This is a genomic window from Streptomyces sp. NPDC007164 (assembly GCF_040634135.1).
GTDB classification, from domain to species: Bacteria; Actinomycetota; Actinomycetes; order Streptomycetales; family Streptomycetaceae; genus Streptomyces; species Streptomyces sanglieri.
In genome coordinates, this window is record NZ_JBEYFB010000016.1 from 166,116 (window position 1) to 182,522 (window position 16,407).

The 16,407-nt window shown below is 70.9% G+C and carries 15 protein-coding genes; all 15 read left to right on the plus strand.

Annotated elements, in window-relative coordinates:
• Nucleotides 1-286 precede the first annotated feature (286 nt).
• A complete protein-coding gene (locus ABZ622_RS21535; RefSeq protein ID WP_360545453.1) occupies nt 287-2,113 on the plus strand; it encodes a DUF5941 domain-containing protein in 1,827 nt (608 codons plus the stop codon).
• Complete coding sequence (locus ABZ622_RS21540) at nt 2,110-2,847, plus strand: phosphocholine cytidylyltransferase family protein (RefSeq protein ID WP_360545425.1); 738 nt, start codon at nt 2,110-2,112, stop codon at nt 2,845-2,847. The genes ABZ622_RS21535 and ABZ622_RS21540 overlap by 4 nt, the downstream gene beginning before the upstream one ends.
• Complete coding sequence (locus tag ABZ622_RS21545) at nt 2,835-3,896, plus strand: iron-containing alcohol dehydrogenase family protein (RefSeq protein ID WP_360545427.1); 1,062 nt, start codon at nt 2,835-2,837, stop codon at nt 3,894-3,896. The genes ABZ622_RS21540 and ABZ622_RS21545 overlap by 13 nt, the downstream gene beginning before the upstream one ends.
• Complete coding sequence (locus tag ABZ622_RS21550) at nt 3,874-4,653, plus strand: CDP-alcohol phosphatidyltransferase family protein (protein WP_124720638.1); 780 nt, start codon at nt 3,874-3,876, stop codon at nt 4,651-4,653. Before ABZ622_RS21545 ends, ABZ622_RS21550 begins: the two co-directional genes overlap by 23 nt.
• A gap of 8 nt (nt 4,654-4,661) precedes the next feature.
• Entirely contained in the window at nt 4,662-5,534 is an 873-nt protein-coding gene (locus ABZ622_RS21555; protein ID WP_360545455.1) for a glycosyltransferase, read from the plus strand.
• A gap of 107 nt (nt 5,535-5,641) precedes the next feature.
• The gene (locus ABZ622_RS21560) at nt 5,642-6,571 is read left to right on the plus strand and encodes an ABC transporter permease (RefSeq protein ID WP_360545429.1); all 930 of its coding nucleotides are present in this window, start codon (nt 5,642-5,644) and stop codon (nt 6,569-6,571) included.
• The gene (locus ABZ622_RS21565) at nt 6,564-7,349 is read left to right on the plus strand and encodes an ABC transporter ATP-binding protein (RefSeq protein WP_360545431.1); all 786 of its coding nucleotides are present in this window, start codon (nt 6,564-6,566) and stop codon (nt 7,347-7,349) included. The genes ABZ622_RS21560 and ABZ622_RS21565 overlap by 8 nt, the downstream gene beginning before the upstream one ends.
• A 447-nt stretch (nt 7,350-7,796) precedes the next feature.
• The gene (gene hpnC, locus ABZ622_RS21570; RefSeq protein WP_360545457.1) at nt 7,797-8,717 is read left to right on the plus strand and encodes a squalene synthase HpnC; all 921 of its coding nucleotides are present in this window, start codon (nt 7,797-7,799) and stop codon (nt 8,715-8,717) included.
• A gap of 29 nt (nt 8,718-8,746) precedes the next feature.
• Nucleotides 8,747-9,667 carry a presqualene diphosphate synthase HpnD gene (gene hpnD, locus ABZ622_RS21575; RefSeq protein ID WP_360545433.1) on the plus strand — a complete coding sequence of 307 codons (921 nt, stop codon included), beginning with the start codon at nt 8,747-8,749 and terminating at the stop codon, nt 9,665-9,667.
• 118 nt (nt 9,668-9,785) lie between these two features.
• Nucleotides 9,786-11,174: a hydroxysqualene dehydroxylase HpnE gene (hpnE, locus tag ABZ622_RS21580; RefSeq protein WP_360545435.1), complete on the plus strand. Its 1,389-nt coding sequence runs from the start codon at nt 9,786-9,788 to the stop codon at nt 11,172-11,174.
• Nucleotides 11,171-12,274: a polyprenyl synthetase family protein gene (locus ABZ622_RS21585; protein ID WP_360545437.1), complete on the plus strand. Its 1,104-nt coding sequence runs from the start codon at nt 11,171-11,173 to the stop codon at nt 12,272-12,274. Before hpnE ends, ABZ622_RS21585 begins: the two co-directional genes overlap by 4 nt.
• A gap of 109 nt (nt 12,275-12,383) precedes the next feature.
• Nucleotides 12,384-14,384 (plus strand): squalene--hopene cyclase, encoded by a 2,001-nt coding sequence (shc, locus tag ABZ622_RS21590; protein ID WP_360545439.1) that lies wholly within the window; start codon nt 12,384-12,386, stop codon nt 14,382-14,384.
• A complete protein-coding gene (locus ABZ622_RS21595; RefSeq protein ID WP_360545441.1) occupies nt 14,384-15,043 on the plus strand; it encodes a 1-hydroxy-2-methyl-2-butenyl 4-diphosphate reductase in 660 nt (219 codons plus the stop codon). The genes shc and ABZ622_RS21595 overlap by 1 nt, the downstream gene beginning before the upstream one ends.
• Before the next feature lie 5 nt (nt 15,044-15,048).
• Nucleotides 15,049-16,068, plus strand: a complete 1,020-nt coding sequence (hpnH, locus tag ABZ622_RS21600) for an adenosyl-hopene transferase HpnH (RefSeq protein ID WP_124720629.1) — start codon at nt 15,049-15,051, stop codon at nt 16,066-16,068.
• A gap of 4 nt (nt 16,069-16,072) precedes the next feature.
• On the plus strand, nt 16,073-16,407 hold a 335-nt coding region (locus tag ABZ622_RS21605; RefSeq protein ID WP_360545443.1), incomplete at its 3' end, for a flavodoxin-dependent (E)-4-hydroxy-3-methylbut-2-enyl-diphosphate synthase.

The window sequence follows — 16,407 nt, forward strand, 5'->3', positions numbered from 1 at the left end:
AACACCGTTGTCATATGCCCTGACCTGCGGAAATGCTTGCAGGTCAGTGAGGTGGCGCGGCCGGCCGGGCCAGGGCCGCACGGTCGCGTTTTGTCAGGCGAGGCGGCGATCGACGATGATGATCGCGGACGGCGTCGGGATGATGCCGGTCCACCCGGAACAGAGCGCAAACGGTCAGTGAACTCGCGCTTCCGTTCATCCGATAGCCTCTGCCGACGTGCCGCCGGCCCGCATCCGGGCCGCACTGTCGCGCGCCGATCCCGTCAGCACCAAGGAGTGAGTTCGTCTGTCGACCGCCATCCTCACCGGTGCACCGGTACCCGGGTCGTCGCTCGCGGACGACCTGCGGTCGCTGGGCTTCGACGTACAGGTCGCCGCCGATGCGACCGAGGCCGCACGGCTGCTCTCGGCCGTCCCCGCCGACCGCCGGGTCGCACTGGTCGACCCCCGTTTCGTCGGCCATGTCCACGCCTTGCGGCTAGGACTGACCGACCCGCGCTTCCCCGCCGCCACCGTGCCCGGCGCGCTCACCGCGCAGCCGGAGGTACGACCCGCGCTCGTCCGGGCCCTGGAAACCACGGCCGGGGCCGTCGGCGCCGGCGTCCCCACGGGTACGCCCACCGCACCGGTCACCGACCGCACCGTGCCGGGCCGTCTCGCCGTCACCATGGACGCCGGGGGCACCTCCGTACAGCGCCCCGAGCTGGGCTCGCTGGTCGCCGCCGTGCCGACGGACGCATCCGCGCGCGCCGAGGCGGAGAGCGCCCTCGCCTCGGTCGACGACGAGGCGGTGCGGCTGCGCAGCGCGGTGAAGGCCCACGACGGCTTCTTCACCACGTTCTTCATCAGCCCCTACTCCCGCTACCTCGCCCGCTGGTGCGCCCGCCGCGGCCTCACACCGAACCAGGTCACCACCGCGTCCCTGCTGACCGCGCTGATCGCGGCCGGCAGCGCGGCGACCGGCACCCGCGGCGGCTACGTCGCGGCCGGACTGCTGTTGCTGTTCTCCTTCGTCCTGGACTGCACCGACGGGCAGCTCGCCCGCTACTCCCTGCAGTACTCGACGATGGGCGCCTGGCTGGACGCGACCTTCGACCGGGCCAAGGAGTACGCCTACTACGCGGGCCTCGCGCTCGGTGCCGCCCGCGGCGGCGACGACGTATGGGCACTCGCCCTCGGCGCGATGGTGCTCCAGGCCTGCCGGCACGTCATCGACTTCTCGTTCAACGAGGCCAACCACGACGCGGTGGCCAATTCCAGCCCCACGGCGGCACTCTCCGACCGGCTCGACAGCGTCGGCTGGACCGTCTGGGCGCGCCGGATGATAGTGCTGCCGATCGGTGAGCGCTGGGCGATGATCGCGGTACTGACCGCGGTGACCACCCCCCGGATCGTCTTCTACGCCCTGCTCATCGGCTGCGCCTTCGCCGCCTGCTACACCACCGCCGGCCGGCTGCTGCGCTCGCTGACCCGCAAGGCCGAGCGCACCGACCGGGCCGCTCAGGCCCTCGCGGACCTCGCCGACTCCGGCCCGGTCGCCCAGCTCGTCGCGGCCCACGGCCCCCGGATCCCGGGCACCTGGAGCGCCCCGGTGATCGCACTCGTCGGCGCCGGAGCACTGATTGCCGCCGCCCTGCAGCAGCCCTTCGGCAGCAGGCAGATGATCTTCGCCGCGGTCTTCTACGCGATCTGCTCCGGCGTGGCGGTGGCCCGCCCGCTCAAGGGCGCACTCGACTGGCTCGTGCCCCCGATATTCAGGGCGGCCGAGTACTGCACCGTCCTGATCCTCGCGGCCCGCAGCGATGTCCCGGGAGCCCTTCCCGCGGCCTTCGGGCTGGTCTCGGCGGTCGCCTACCATCACTACGACACGGTGTACCGCATTCGCGGCGGCACCGGCGCGCCGCCCCAGTGGCTGGTACGCACGATCGGTGGGCACGAGGGCCGCACCCTGGTGGTGACCGTACTGGCCGCCGTATTCACTCAGCACTCGGCTTTCACCGTGGCGCTCACCACCCTCGCGGTGGCGGTGGCACTGGTGGTGCTCGTGGAGTCCATCCGCTTCTGGGTGTCCTCCGGAGCACCCGCCGTTCACGACGAAGGAGAACCCGCATGATCGGCCTCGTACTGGCAGCCGGTGCTGGACGGCGTCTGCGCCCCTACACCGACACGCTTCCGAAGGCCCTCGTGCCTGTCGACGGCGAGAAGACGGTGCTGGACCTCACGCTGGCCAACTTCGCGGAGATAGGCCTCACCGAGGTCGCCGTCGTCGTCGGCTACCGCAAGGAAGCCGTGTACGACCGCAAGGCCGAGTTCGAGGCCAAGTACGGCGTGACCCTCACCCTGATCGACAACGACAAGGCCGAGGAGTGGAACAACGCCTACTCCCTGTGGTGCGCCCGCGAGGTGCTCAAGCGCGGCGTCATCCTGGCCAACGGCGACACCGTCCACCCGGCCTCCGTCGAGAAGACCCTGCTCGCCGCCCGCGGCGAGGGGCGGAGGATCATCCTCGCCCTCGACACGGTGAAGAACCTCGCCGACGAGGAGATGAAGGTCATCACCGAGGACGGCAAGGGTGTGCGGCGCATCACCAAGCTGATGGACCCGGCCACCGCGACCGGTGAGTACATCGGTGTCACCCTCATCGAGCCCGAGGCCGCCGAGGAGCTCGCGGACGCCCTGAAGACAACCTTCGAGCGCGACCCCGACCTCTACTACGAGGACGGCTACCAGGAGCTCGTGAACCGCGGCTTCACCGTCGACGTGGCCCCCATCGGCGAAGTCACGTGGGTGGAGATCGACAACCACGACGACCTCGCGAAGGGCCGTGAGATCGCGTGCCAGTACTGACCCGGCTCATCCCGTCCCCGGTCGTCGTCGACATCCGTCGCGGCGCCCTGGACGATCTGGCCGGTCTCCTGGCCGACCAGCGGATCTCCGCCTCCGGCAAGCTCGCCGTCGCGATAAGCGACGGCTCGGGGCGCGCCCTGCGCGAGCGGCTGACGCCCGCGCTGCCCGGAGCCCACTGGTACCCCGTGACGGACGGCACCCTCGACTCGGCGGTCAAGCTGGCCGACGACATCAGGGGCAACCGGTACGACGCCGTGGTCGGCCTCGGCGGCGGCAAGATCGTCGACGTGGCGAAGTACGCCGCGGCGCGGGTCGGGCTGCCCATGGTCGCGGTGGCGACGAACCTCGCCCACGACGGCCTCTGCTCGCCGGTCGCGACGCTCGACAACGACAACGGCCGGGGCTCCTACGGAGTACCCACCCCGATCGCCGTGGTCATCGACCTCGACATCGTCCGCCAGGCACCGGCCCGCTTCGTGCGCTCCGGCATCGGTGACGCGGTCTCCAACATCTCCTGCGTGGCCGACTGGGAGCTCGCCCACGAGATCAACGGCGAGGAGATCGACGGACTCGCGGCGGCCATGGCCCGGCAGGCGGGCGAGGCCGTGCTGCGCCACCCCGGCGGGATCGGCGACGACGCCTTCCTCAAGGTGCTGGCCGAGGGCCTGGTGCTCACCGGGATCTCGATGTCCGTCGCCGCGGACTCCCGGCCGGCCTCCGGCGCCTGCCACGAGATCAACCACGCCTTCGACCTGCTGTACCCCAAGCGCGCGGCCAGCCACGGTGAGCAGGTCGGCCTCGGCGCCTGCTTCGCCATGCATCTGCGCGGCGCCCGCGAGGAGTCGCTGCACATGGTGGCCACCCTGCGCCGCCACGGGCTGCCGGTCGTGCCCGAAGAGATCGGTTTCACCGCCGACGAGTTCGTCCAGGCCGTCGACTACGCCCCGCAGACCCGTCCGGGGCGCTTCACGATCCTGGAACACCTCAACCTGTCCACCGACCAGATCAGGGACGCGTACGCCGACTATGCAAAAGCCATCCATAGCTGAACTCCGTCCGGTCGTACACCCGCCGGGCGTGAAGGACCGGCGCAGCGGTGAGCACTGGGCGGGTCGGCTCTACATGCGCGAGATCTCGCTGCGCATCGACCGGCACCTGGTGAACACCAGGGTCACGCCCAACCAGCTGACCTACGTGATGACGGTCGCGGGTGTGCTCGCCGCACCGGCCCTGCTCGTTCCCGGCATCCCCGGCGCGCTCCTCGGAGTGCTCGCCGTCCAGCTCTACCTGCTGCTCGACTGTGTCGACGGCGAGGTGGCCCGCTGGAAGAAGCAGTTCTCGCTGGGCGGGGTCTACCTGGACCGGGTCGGCGCGTACCTCTGCGACGCGGCCGTGCTGGTCGGCTTCGGCCTGCGCGCCGCCGACCTGTGGGGCAGCGGACGGATCGACTGGCTCTGGGCCTTCCTCGGTACGCTCGCGGCCCTCGGCGCCATCCTGATCAAGGCCGAGACCGACCTCGTGGGCGTCGCGCGCCACCAGGGCGGGCTGCCGCCGGTCAAGGAGGCCGCTTCGGAGCCGCGCTCGTCCGGAATGGCGTTCGCCCGCCGGGCCGCCGGCGCGCTCAAGTTCCACCGGCTCATCCTCGGCGTCGAGGCGTCCCTGGTCATCCTGGTGGCGGCCGTCCTCGACGCGGTCCGGGACGATCTGTTCTTCAGCCGTCTCATGGTCGCGGTGCTGGCTGGCATCGCGCTGCTCCAGACGCTCCTGCACCTCGTGTCGATCCTGGCGTCGAGCAGGCTGAAGTGAGCACCCCCATGAAGCTCGGCGCGGTCGTCATCACGATGGGCAACCGCCCCGACGAGCTCCGCGCTCTCCTCGATTCGGTCGCCGGGCAGGACGGCGACCGGGTCGAGGTGGTGGTCGTCGGCAACGGCACCCCCGTGCCGGACGTCCCCGCGGGCGTGCGGACCGTCGAGCTGCCCGAGAACCTGGGCATCCCCGGCGGCCGCAATGTCGGGATCGAGGCCTTCGGCCCGTCCGGCGCCGACGTGGACGCCCTGCTCTTCCTCGACGACGACGGACTGCTGCCGCTCAGCGACACCGCCGAGCTCTGCCGGCAGGCCTTCGAGGCCGATCCCGGGCTGGGCATCATCAGCTTCCGCATCGCCGACCCGGACACCGGGGTCACCCAGCGCCGCCACGTGCCCCGGCTGCGCGCCGCCGACCCGATGCGCTCCTCACGCGTGACGACCTTCCTGGGCGGCGCCAACGCCGTACGGACCAAGGTCATCGCCGAGGTCGGGCCGCTGCCCGGCCGGTTCTTCTACGCGCACGAGGAGACCGATCTCGCCTGGCGGGCGCTGGACGCCGGCTGGATGATCGACTACCGCGCGGACATGGTCCTCAACCACCCGACGACCGCCCCCTCGCGGCACGCGGTGTACCACCGCATGGTGGCCCGCAACCGGGTCTGGCTGGCCCGCCGCAATCTGCCCGCTCCGCTGGTCCCCGTCTATCTCGGGGTGTGGCTGCTGCTGACCCTGGTCCGCAAGCCCTCGGGCCCGGCGCTGAAGGCGTGGCTCGGCGGCTTCCGGGAGGGCTGGGCCACACCCTGCGGCACCCGCCGCCCGATGAAATGGCGCACGGTCTGGCGGCTGACCAGACTGGGCCGACCTCCCGTGATCTGAGAGGCTCACCTCTGAGAGCATGGGACGTACGTTTTCTTCACGGGACCTGTCCGCTCCGAGCCGCGCCCGCGACTGGCTGCGCATCCTGAATACGAGAGTTTCATCTGGTGAGTGACACAACCCATGATGGTGCGGTCGCATTGAGTACCCCACCATCCGCCGACGACGGCCTGAGCTCGGCCGCCCTGGCCGCCAAGTACGGCCTGACGGTGAGCGGCGCCCGGCCAGGGCTCTTCGAATACCTCCGGCAGCTCTGGGGCCGGCGCCACTTCATCATGGCGTTCTCCAGGGCGAAGCTGACCGCCCAGTACAGCCAGGCGAAGCTGGGCCAGCTCTGGCAGGTGGCCACACCGCTGCTGAACGCCCTGGTCTACTACTTGATCTTCGGGCTGATCCTGGGCACCAGGAAGGGAATGACCCAGGAGGTCTTCATCCCGTTCCTGGTGACCGGCGTCTTCGTCTTCACCTTCACCCAGAGTTCGGTGATGGCGGGCGTGCGGGCCATTTCCGGCAACCTGGGACTGGTCCGGGCCCTGCACTTCCCGCGTGCCTCGCTGCCGATCTCGTTCTCGCTCCAGCAGCTCCAGCAGCTGCTCTTCTCGATGATCGTGCTCGGGGCCGTGGCCATCGCCTTCGGCAGCTACCCGAGCCTCTCCTGGCTGCTGATCATCCCGGCGCTGGTCATGCAGTTCGTCTTCAACACCGGCCTGGCGCTGATCATGGCCAGGCTCGGCAGCAAGACCCCCGACCTCGCGCAGCTGATGCCGTTCGTCATGCGGACCTGGATGTACGCGTCGGGCGTCATGTTCTCCATCCCGGTGATGCTCAAGGACAAGCCGGACTGGATCGCCAACGTCCTGCAGTACAACCCGGCGGCCATCTACATGGACCTGGTCCGCTTCGCGCTGATCGACGGCTACGGCTCGGGGAACCTGCCCGCGCACGTCTGGGTCGTGGCGCTCGGCTGGGCGGTCCTGACCGGCCTGGTGGGCTTCGTGTACTTCTGGAAGGCAGAGGAACGGTACGGCCGTGGCTGACGACAAGACTCCGGGGCGCGTCCCCACCGTCATCGCCGACGATGTGCACATCGTGTACCGCGTCAACGGCGCCGGGGGCGGCAAGGGCAGCGCGACCGCGGCACTGAGCCGGATCATGCGCCGCGGCAAGGGCGAATCGCGCGGGGTGCGCAAGGTGCACGCCGTCCGCGGCGTCTCCTTCACCGCCTACCGGGGCGAGGCGATCGGCCTCATCGGCACCAACGGCTCCGGCAAGTCGACCCTGCTGCGGGCCATCGCCGGCCTGCTGCCCACCGAGCACGGCAAGGTCTACACCGACGGGCAGCCCTCGCTGCTCGGGGTGAACGCGGCGCTGATGAGCGATCTGACCGGTGAGCGCAACGTGGTGCTCGGCGGTCTCGCCATGGGCATGTCGCGCGAGGAGATCCGCGAGCGCTACCAGGGCATCGTCGACTTCTCCGGCATCAATGAGAAGGGCGACTTCATCACCCTTCCGATGCGTACGTACTCCTCCGGCATGGCCGCACGCCTGCGGTTCTCCATCGCGGCCGCCAAGAACCATGACGTCCTCATGATCGACGAGGCGCTGGCGACCGGTGACCGCAAGTTCCAGATCCGCTCCGAGAAGCGCATCAGGGAGCTCCGCAAGGAGGCCGGCACCGTCTTCCTGGTCAGCCACAGCAACAAGTCCATCAGGGACACCTGCGACCGGGTGCTGTGGCTGGAAAAGGGCGAGCTGCTGATGGACGGCCCGACGGACGAGGTAATCAAGGCGTACGAGCGCGAGACCGGAAAGTAGCGTTTCGTCCGGTCCCGCGACACCGGGGCGGCCTCCGTCGGACCATTCCGGCGGGGGCCGCCCCGGTGTCCGGACCGCGGCACGCCGCCGGCGCTCTCCGCGCCCGGCGGTATGCCGCGGTCCGGATCTCGTCCCGTCGGATGACGTCAATCCCCTTGTGTGCGGGGAAGGTTGGCGGGGTGGAAAGCGTTACCGCAACGCGCCCGACACCCCGCCGTATGGATGAGCGTTGTACAACGTAAGCTGTAGCGGTGCTGATTCGAGGCAAGTGGGGCGATAGTGCCTGGCCGTACGGCCCGTAGGCAGCGCTCCGCACTCGGCAGAGCGGGCGGCGTGTCCGGAATGGGATGTTTTGGGTCAGCAGTGTAGAACGGGAGATGTGACGGCAATGACGGAAAATCTCCAGCTCCGAGGTGCTCACGCCGTCCCAGCACCGGGCGGTCCGTGGTGACCCGTACCCGGCAGGCGCACCCCGAAGGCGCCGTACCCAGCACCCTCGACAAGGCAGCGGACGAGAATTTTCCCGTAGCCCCCTTCTTCCTGCCCCGCGCCTGGCGCGACGACCTGATGGCCGTCTACGGCTACGCGCGCCTGGTCGACGACATCGGTGACGGCGATCTCACCCCCGGTGGCGCCGACGCCCGCCACCTCGGCGTCGATCCCGCGCGGGCCGATGACCGGCTCGCCGTGCTCGACGCCTTCGAGGCCGACCTGCACCGGGTCTTCGACACCTCGGGCGACGGACCCCGCCACCCCCTGCTGCGCGCCCTGCTCCCCACCGTGCGGCGCTGCGCGCTCACCCCGGAGCCCTTCCTCGGCCTCATCGAGGCGAACCGGCAGGACCAGAAGGTCCGCGGCTACGCGACGTACGAGGAGCTCCTGGCCTACTGCGAGCTCTCCGCCAACCCGGTGGGCCGGCTGGTCCTGCAGATCACCGGCACCGCCAGCCCCGAACGCATCCGCCGCTCCGACGCCGTCTGCACCGCCCTGCAGATCGTCGAGCACCTCCAGGACGTCACCGAGGACCTCGGCCGCGACCGGATCTATCTGCCCGCCGAGGACATGGCCAGGTTCCATGTCACGGAGGCCGGTCTGGCCGCCCCCTCGGGGGGCGCGTCGGTGCGTTCACTGGTCGCGTACGAAGCCGAACGCGCTCGGGAATTGCTGAATGAAGGCACCCCGCTGGTGGGTAGCGTCCACGGCAGGCTCAAGCTGCTTCTCGCCGGATTCGTGGGAGGGGGGCGCGCCGCCCTCACCGCGATCGCGGCCGCCGGGTTCGACGTACTGCCCGGACCGCCCAGGCCCACCAAGCCCAGCCTGCTGCGCGAGGTGGGAGTTGTCTTGCGAAGAGCGCGTAGAGAGGGGTGAGCCGGACCGTGGAGGGACAGACGACGTACATGTCGGCACCGGTACAGGCCGCATACAGTTACTGCGAGGCGGTCACCGGACAGCAGGCGCGTAACTTCGCGTACGGCATCAGGCTGCTGCCGGCCGAGAAGCGGCAGGCCATGTCGGCGCTGTACGCCTTCTCCCGTCGGGTCGACGACATCGGCGACGGCGAGCTGGACGCGGACACCAAGCGGGCCCGCCTGGAGAGCACCCGCGACGTTCTGGACCGGATCCGGAACGGAGCGGTCGACGAGGACGACACCGACCCGGTGGCCGTCGCGCTCGCCGACGCAGCGCGCAGATTCCCGCTCCCGCTCGGCGGGCTCGACGAGCTCATCGACGGCGTGCTGATGGATGTGCGCGGTGCGACGTACGAGACCTGGGACGACCTCAAGGTCTACTGCCGCTGTGTCGCGGGTGCCATCGGCCGCCTCAGCCTGGGCGTCTTCGGCACCGAGCCCGGCGCCCCGGGCGCCGACCGGGCCGCGGAGTACGCCGACACGCTCGGCCTCGCGCTCCAGCTGACCAACATCCTGCGCGACGTCCGCGAGGACGCCGGCAACGGACGCACGTATCTGCCCGCCGACGACCTCGCCAAGTTCGGCTGCTCGGCCGGCTTCCACCGGGCCACCCCGCCGCCCGGCGCCGACTTCGCGGGCCTCGTCCACTTCGAGGTGCGGCGCGCCCGCACGCTGTTCGCCGAGGGCTACCGGCTGCTGCCCATGCTGGACCGGCGCAGCGGCGCGTGTGTCGCGGCCATGGCCGGCATCTACCGGCGGCTGCTCGACCGGATCGAGCGCGACCCCGAGGCGGTGCTGCGCGGCCGGGTCTCACTGCCCGGCCACGAGAAGGCGTACGTGGCGGTGCGCGGACTGTCCGGGCTCGACGCCCGGTACATCTCCCGGCGCACCACCCGGGGGCGTGTCTGATGCGCCGTGCGGAGTTCTCGCGCACCATGTGCAACACGGAGAGGCGATCGGCCCGGCGATCAACCCTCCGCGGCGCCGCCGCGTCCCTGACTGAAGTGACCCGGCGAGAGGAGGACGCATGACGGACGACACCCCGCGCTCCTCCCGCGCGGTCGTGATCGGTGGCGGTCTCGCCGGCGTCACCTCGGCGCTGCGTCTCGCCGACGCCGGGCTTGACGTGACCCTGCTCGAAGGCAGGCCCCGGCTCGGCGGCCTCGTCTTCTCCTTCCGGCGCGGCGAACTGACGGTCGACAACGGACAGCATGTCTATCTGCGCTGCTGCACCGCCTACCGCTGGTTTCTCGACCGCGTCGACGGGACCCGTCTGGCGCCCCTGCAAAACCGTTTGGACGTGCCCGTTCTCGACGTCGGACGCCCCTCGGGCCCCCGGCTGGGACGGCTGCGCCGCAACGCACTGCCGGTGCCCTTCCACCTGGCCGCCGGACTGGCCGGCTACCCGCACCTCTCGCTCGCCGAGCGGGCCGGTGTCGGCCGCGCCGCACTGGCGCTCGGCCGCCTCGACCCCGACGACCCCGCCCTCGACACCGTCGACTTCGCCAGCTGGCTCGCCCGGCACGGCCAGTCGCCGCGCACCATCGAGGCCCTGTGGGACCTGGTCGGCGTCGCGACGCTGAATGCCACCGCGCCGAACTCCTCGCTGGCCCTGGCCGCGAAGGTCTTCAAGACCGGACTCCTCTCCGAGCCCGGCGCCGCCGACATCGGCTGGGCGAGCGTGCCCCTCGGCGAGGTGCACGACACGCTGGCACGCAAGGCCCTCGACTCCGCCGGAGTCCGCACCGAGCTCCGCACGAAGGCCTCCGCCATCGCCCGTACGGGAGACGGCGGCTGGATCGTGGACACCGGCGGCGAACGGATCGAGGCGGACACCGTCGTCCTCGCCGTACCCCAGCGCGAGACCCACGACCTGCTGCCCGAAGGCGCGCTCGACGAACCCGGGCGGCTGCTCGACATCGGCACCTCGCCGATCCTCAACGTGCACGTCGTCTACGACCGCAAGGTGCTGCGCCGCCCCTTCTTCGCCGCGCTCGGCTCCCCGGTCCAGTGGGTCTTCGACCGCACCGACGCCTCGGGCCTCACCGGCCCCGGGCAGTACCTCGCGGTGTCCCAGTCCGCCGCCGACGAGGAGATCGACCTCCCCGTCGCCGAACTGCGCAGCCGCTACCTGCCCGAGCTGGAGCGGCTCCTGCCGGCCGCATGCGGGGCCGGCATCAGGGACTTCTTCGTCACCCGGGAGCGCACGGCGACCTTCGCCCCCGCCCCCGGTGTCGGCCGGCTGCGGCCGGGTGCCCGCACCCGTGCCCCCGGCCTCTGCCTGGCCGGGGCTTGGACGGCCACCGGCTGGCCCGCGACGATGGAGGGTGCCGTCCGCAGCGGGTTCAGCGCGGCCGACGCGGCCCTCCGGGCGCTCGGCCGCCCCCAAGAACATCCGCTGCAGGAGGCGGCATGAGCAGTACCACCGGAACAAGAGGAGAGTCAGTGACCCCGGCGAATCCGGCTTTCGACCCCGTGGCCGACACCACGGACGTCACCGCGCTTCTGGAGCGCGGACGGGCCCTTTCCACGCCGGTCCTCCGGGCCGCCGTCGACCGGCTCGCACCGCCCATGGACACCGTCGCCGCCTATCACTTCGGCTGGATCGACGCCCAGGGACAGCCCGCCGACGGCGACGGGGGCAAGGCTGTCCGCCCGGCCCTCGCCCTGCTGTCCGCGGAGGCCGCCGGCGCCGCCGCCGAGGCCGGCGTCCCCGGCGCCGTGGCCGTCGAACTCGTGCACAACTTCTCGCTGCTGCACGACGACCTGATGGACGGCGACGAACAGCGCCGCCACCGCGACACCGTCTGGAAGGTGCACGGCCCCGCCCAGGCGATCCTGGTCGGCGACGCGCTCTTCGCCCTCGCCAACGAGGTCCTGCTGGAACTGGGCACCGTGGAGGCGGGCCGCGCGACCCGCCGGCTGACCGCGGCCAGCCGCAAGCTCATCGACGGTCAGGCCCAGGACATCTCCTACGAGCACCGCGAGCGGGTCACCGTCGAGGAGTGCCTGGAGATGGAGGGCAACAAGACCGGCGCCCTGCTCGCCTGCGCCTGCTCCATCGGCGCGGTCCTCGGCGGCGCCGACGACCGGACCGCCGACACCCTGGAGGCGTACGGCTACCACCTCGGCCTCGCCTTCCAGGCCGTCGACGACCTGCTCGGCATCTGGGGCGACCCCGAGTCCACCGGCAAGCAGACCTGGAGCGACCTGCGCCAGCGCAAGAAGTCCCTGCCGGTCGTCGCCGCCCTCGCCGCGGGCGGCCCGGCGTCGGAGCGCCTGGGCGAACTGCTCGCCGCCGACGCCAAGAGCAGCGATTTCGACAGCTTCTCCGAAGAGGAGTTCGCCGCCCGCGCGGCGCTCATCGAGGAGGCGGGCGGTCGCGAGTGGACCGCCCAGGAGGCCCGTCGACAGCATGCGGTCGCCATCGAGGCGCTGCACCGCATCGACATGCCGCAGACCGTGCGGGCGCAGCTCACAGCGCTCGCGGACTTCGTCGTCGTACGAAAGAGATGATCACTATCTGCTCCATATGACTCGCAGTCGCCGGCCGGCGCCCTTGCCGGGGCGCCGGCCGACGGAGACCCCAGCACAGCAGAGGACCTGACTGCACGAAGGGGAAGCCATGACAGCGACGACCGACGGAAGCACCGGGGCCGTGAACCCCCGCGCAGCCTCGGCCAGTAAACCGACCGACACAACCATCGCCGCGGACGACGTGCTCGCCGCCGCGCGGCGGGCCGCGGAACGCTCGGTGGAGCACCTCCTCGGCAGACAGGACGAGCAGGGCTGGTGGAAGGGCGACCTCGCCACCAACGTCACGATGGACGCCGAGGACCTGCTGCTCCGTCAATTCCTCGGTATCCAGGACCCCGACACCGTCCGGGCGGCCGGCCGCTTCATCCGCGGCGAACAGCTGGGTGACGGCACCTGGGCGACCTTCCACGGCGGCCCCGGCGAACTCTCCACCACCATCGAGGCGTACGTGGCCCTGCGCCTGGCCGGGGACCGGCCGGACGAACCCCACATGGCCCGCGCCGCCGGATGGATCCGGGAACAGGGCGGCATCGCGGCCGCCCGGGTCTTCACCCGGATCTGGCTCGCCCTGTTCGGCTGGTGGAAATGGGACGACCTGCCGGAACTCCCGCCCGAGCTGATGTTCTTTCCCAAATGGGCCCCGCTCAACATCTACGACTTCGGCTGCTGGGCCCGCCAGACCATCGTGCCGCTCACCATCGTCTCGGCGAAGCGCCCGGTACGCCCGGCCCCCTTCCCGCTCGACGAACTGCACACCGATCCGGACAACCCGAACCCGCCCAGACGCCCCGCACCGGCCGCCAGCTGGGACGGCGTCTTCCAGCGCCTGGACAAGGCGCTGCACGTCTACCACCGGATCGCACCGCGCAAGCTGCGCCGGACCGCGATGAACGCCGCGGCCCGCTGGATCATCGAACGCCAGGAGAACGACGGCTGCTGGGGCGGCATCCAGCCCCCCGCGGTGTACTCCGTCATCGCCCTGCACCTGCTCGGCTACGACCTGAACCACCCCGTGATGCGCGCCGGCCTCGAATCGCTCGACCGGTTCGCCGTGTGGCGCGAGGACGGCGCCCGCATGATCGAGGCATGCCAGTCCCCGGTCTGGGACACCTGCCTCGCCACCATCGCGCTCGCCGACGCCGGGGTCGGCCCCGACCACCCGGCGCTCGTGAAGGCCGCGGACTGGATGCTCGGCGAGGAGATCGTCCGGCCCGGCGACTGGTCCGTACGCCGCCCCCGGCTCAACCCGGGCGGCTGGGCCTTCGAGTTCCACAACGACAACTACCCGGACATCGACGACACCGCCGAGGTGGTCCTCGCGCTGCGCCGGGTCCGCCACCCCGACCGGGCCCGCATCGAGGCCGCCATCAAGCGCGGCGTCCGCTGGAACATCGGCATGCAGTCCCGCAACGGGGCCTGGGGCGCCTTCGACGCGGACAACACCAGCGCCTTCCCCAACCGGCTGCCCTTCTGCGACTTCGGCGAGGTCATCGACCCGCCGTCCGCCGATGTCACCGGGCACGTGGTGGAGATGCTCGCCGTCGAGGGGCGGGCCGGTCACCGGGTCACCCGGCGGGGCATCGAATGGCTGCTCGCCGAACAGGAGGCGAGCGGCGCCTGGTTCGGCCGCTGGGGCGTCAACTACGTATACGGCACAGGCTCGGTGGTGCCCGCACTGGTGGCCGCCGGACTGCCCGTGACCCACCCGGCGATCCGCCGCGCGGTCGGCTGGCTGGAGTCCGTGCAGAACGACGACGGCGGCTGGGGCGAGGACCTGCGCTCCTACCGGGAGGAGAAGTGGATCGGGCACGGCGCCTCGACCGCCTCCCAGACCGCCTGGGCCCTGCTCGCGCTGCTCGCCGCGGGAGCCCGCGACAGCGTCGCCGTCCGACGCGGGGTGGCCTGGCTCACCGCCACCCAGCAGGCCGACGGCTCCTGGGACGAGCCGTACTTCACCGGCACCGGATTCCCGTGGGACTTCTCCATCAACTACCACCTCTACCGCCAGGTGTTCCCGCTCACCGCACTCGGGCGGTACGTGTACGGCGAGCCGTTCGCCGACCGCACGGCCACCCGCAAGGGGGCCTGATGGCCGACGGCCCGGGGACGGCCGGCCCCGCCGCGCCGCTGCTGATCGCCTGCGCGCTCGGCATCGAGCAGTTCGCCCTGCGCAGCGGCCGGGGCAGGGCCGGCGCCGCTCCCGGCCCGGTGACCGTACTCCGTACGGGCATGGGGCCCAGGGCCGCCGAAGCGGCCGTCGCACGGGCGCTCGGTCAGGGCCGGGCGCCCGGCACGGCGGTCCTCGCCTCCGGGTTCTGCGCCGGGCTGCTGCCCGGCATGCACCCCGGGGACCTGGTGGTCGCCGACGAGACCCGGGAGGCCGGGGACTCGACGGCCTGTACCGGCCCGGGCCTGCTCGCCGAGGCCCTGGCCAGGGCGGTGCCCGGCCGCGCCGTCCACACCGGTCCGCTGACCGGCTCCGCCCATGTCGTACGCGGACATGAGCGGGCCGGGCTGCGGACCACCGGAGCCGTCGCGGTGGACATGGAGTCCGCCGCCACGCTGCGCGCCGCTCTGCGGTCCGGGCCCCGCCCGGTTGCCGCCGTACGGGTGGTCGTGGATGCTCCGGAGCATGAGCTCGTCCGCATCGGGACCGTACGCGGTGGAATATCGGCTTTCCGAGTTCTCCGTGCTGTCCTGCCGGCTTTCTACGAATGGCACCGATCTTTGCTGCTCCCCAGGAGGTGAGCCAGATGGCCATGCCGCTCCGTCAGTCCATCAAGGTTGCGACGTACCTCATTGAACAGAAGCTCCGTAGGCGGGAGAAATTCCCGCTGATCGTGGAACTGGAGCCCTTGTACGCCTGCAATCTCGCGTGCGAGGGCTGCGGGAAGATCCAGCATCCGGCCGGTGTGCTCAAACAGCGCATGCCGGTGGCCCAGGCCGTGGGCGCCGTGCTCGAATCGGGCGCCCCGATGGTTTCCATCGCAGGCGGCGAACCATTGATGCACCCGCAGATCGATGAAATCGTCCGGCAGCTGGTGGCACGCAGGAAGTACGTCTTCCTGTGCACCAACGCGGTGCTGCTCCGGAAGAAGATCGAGAAATTCACGCCCTCCCCGTACTTCGCCTTCGCCGTGCACATCGACGGGCTGCGGGAACGGCACGACGAATCCGTCGCCAAGGAAGGCGTCTTCGACGAGGCCGTGGCGGCGATCAAGGAGGCCAAGCGGCGCGGATTCCGGGTCACCACGAACTCCACCTTCTTCAACACCGACACCCCGCAGACCATCATCGAGGTCCTCAACTACCTCAATGACGACCTGAAGGTCGACGAGATGATGATCTCGCCCGCCTACGCCTACGAGAAGGCACCCGACCAGGAGCACTTCCTGGGCGTCGAGCAGACCCGCGAACTGTTCAAGAAGACCTTCGCGGGCGGCAACCGGGCCCGCTGGCGGCTGAACCACTCGCCGCTCTTCCTGGACTTCCTGGAGGGCAAGGCGGACTTCCCGTGCACGGCGTGGGCCATCCCGAACTACTCGCTGTTCGGCTGGCAGCGGCCCTGCTACCTGATGAGCGACGGCTACGTACCGACGTACCGTCAGCTCATCGAGGAGACCGACTGGGACAAGTACGGCCGGGGCAAGGACCCGCGCTGCGCCAACTGCATGGCGCACTGCGGCTACGAGCCCACCGCCGTGCTCGCCACCATGGGATCGCTGAAGGAATCCCTGCGCGCCGCGCGCGAGACGGTCTCCGGGAACCGGTGACGTCATGACCCCTGGAGAACCCGTCGTACTGGGTCTCCCCGGGCTGCCGGCCCGGCCGCTCGCGATGCGCCGCCCCTCGCGGCGCATCCAGGTCGGGTCGGTTGCGGTGGGCGGGGACGCGCCGGTGTCGGTGCAGTCGATGACCACGACGCGTACGTCGGACATCGGTGCGACGTTGCAGCAGATCGCGGAGCTGACGGCGTCGGGCTGTCAGATCGTGCGGGTGGCGTGTCCGACGCAGGACGATGCGGACGCGTTGGCGGTGATCGCGAAGAAGTCGCAGATCCCGGTGATCGCGGATATTCATTTCCAGCCGAAGTATGTGTTCGCGGCGATCGA